The following is a 1543-nucleotide window of genomic DNA, read 5'->3' as shown; positions in this document are numbered from 1 at the left end:
TCCGTCATCGGAAAAGAATGCGGGTGAACCGTTACCCGGAAGGGCCGAGACGCAGGGGCCAGACGCCCGACCAAGGGCGGCTGGACCCTGTGGCTCGGTCGAACTTGGCGACGCAGGAGCCTAGTGAGATTGATGCGGTGAACGGCCTCTATGCCTCACTTCAGTGCTAGGGTGTCGTTGCCAGTCAGGGCATCCGGAGAAGAACAATGACAGACATTGCAGTTATCGGTCTTGATCTCGCCAAATCTGTTTTCCAAATCCATGCTGTCAATCAGCAGGGATTGCCTGTCCTCAAGCGCCAACTCCGACGCGGCGAGCTCCTGAAGTTTTTCCAGAAACTTTCGCCATGCCTCATTGGCATGGAAGCGTGCGGCTCAGCCCATTACTGGGCACGCGAGTTTGAAGCTCTAGGACATACCGTCCGACTGATGCCACCCAGCTACGTCAAACCCTATCTTAAACGCGGCAAAACCGATGCTCGCGATGCCGAGGCCATCTGTGAAGCCGTCACACGACCGACCATGCAGTTTGTGCCTGTCAAATCTGTAGAGCAACAGTCTGTCCTGATGCTGCACAGCAGTCGCGACTTGCTGGTGAAGCAGAAAACCATGCTTATCAATGCTCTGCGAGGACACTTGGGTGAAATCGGTATTATTGCTCCTAAAGGTGTTGTCGGCGCCAAATCTCTTGGAGGCCTCGTCCATGAAAATCAGGACGCATGGCCAGATGAAATGCGAACCGTTGCACATGCCTTTCTGGATCAGCTTCGCATGATACAGACCCAGATTGAGAAGCTGGATGACAAAATCCTGCAATGGCATCGTAACAGCGAAAGCAGTATGCGGCTTGCCACTGTCCCAGGGATCGGTCCGGTTGTCGCGAGTGCGATTGCAGCGTCTGTTCCTGACCCAAAGCTTTTTCGGTCGGGAAGACATTTCGCTGCATGGCTTGGTTTGACACCCCGTGTTCACGGCTCGGGTGGCAAAGATACGCTCGGACGTATCACCAAGGCCGGTAACGGCTATATTCGCAGGTTACTTGTCGTCGGCGTTACTTCCCTGCTGCGCATAGACCGCAAGAAAACGCCCACTCATCTCTGGGGTCAGATGCTCCGGGAGAAAAAGCCCGGACGCGTTGTCGCTGTCGCATTGGCGAACAAGACAGCACGAATTGCATGGGCCCTTATGAGCCGCGGCGAGACATATAATGGCACTGCGGCAGCCCTATCTGCTGTTTGCTAGGACGAGAGATAAAATCCAGCCATCGTTCGATGATCTGGTAGATGTGCGGGAGTGTTGAGTTTTGATGACAGACCGGGCTGCTTCGGGGACAGAATAAAACCGTGTTCACTCTTGCGCCTTTCGAGCGCGTGAAATTGTCTGGTCTTCTGTTCGCGGACTTCATCATGGCCAGCGGCCCTAGTGGCTGCACAAAAAGGCCGGACACATGAGAGCACCAGTTCCGTACGTTTCAAAACGAGATTTTCCTTGCGCCGTAGAGGCCGTTCACACAAGAGTGAACGAACCCTTCAGGGCCGCCCCGA

1 protein-coding gene is annotated in these 1543 nt (G+C 54.8%); it reads left to right on the top strand.

What is annotated here, in order from left to right:
- Positions 1-206: 206 nt before the first annotated feature.
- Positions 207-1241: an IS110 family transposase gene (locus JN414_RS16345; RefSeq protein ID WP_202208871.1), complete on the top strand. Its 1035-nt coding sequence runs from the start codon at positions 207-209 to the stop codon at positions 1239-1241.
- The last annotated feature ends 302 nt before the right edge of the window (positions 1242-1543 follow it).

It is taken from the genome of Gluconobacter sp. Gdi (assembly GCF_014132155.1).
In the GTDB taxonomy this organism is placed as follows: Bacteria; Pseudomonadota; Alphaproteobacteria; order Acetobacterales; family Acetobacteraceae; genus Gluconobacter.
The sequence above is the reverse complement of the archived record's forward strand: the minus strand, read 5'-3'. Positions and strand labels throughout refer to the sequence as shown.

Excerpts from the sequence above, each read along its gene's own strand:
- JN414_RS16345 (WP_202208871.1), top strand. The coding sequence starts at position 207 with ATGACAGACATTGCAGTTATCGGTCTTGATCTCGCCAAATCTGTTTTC.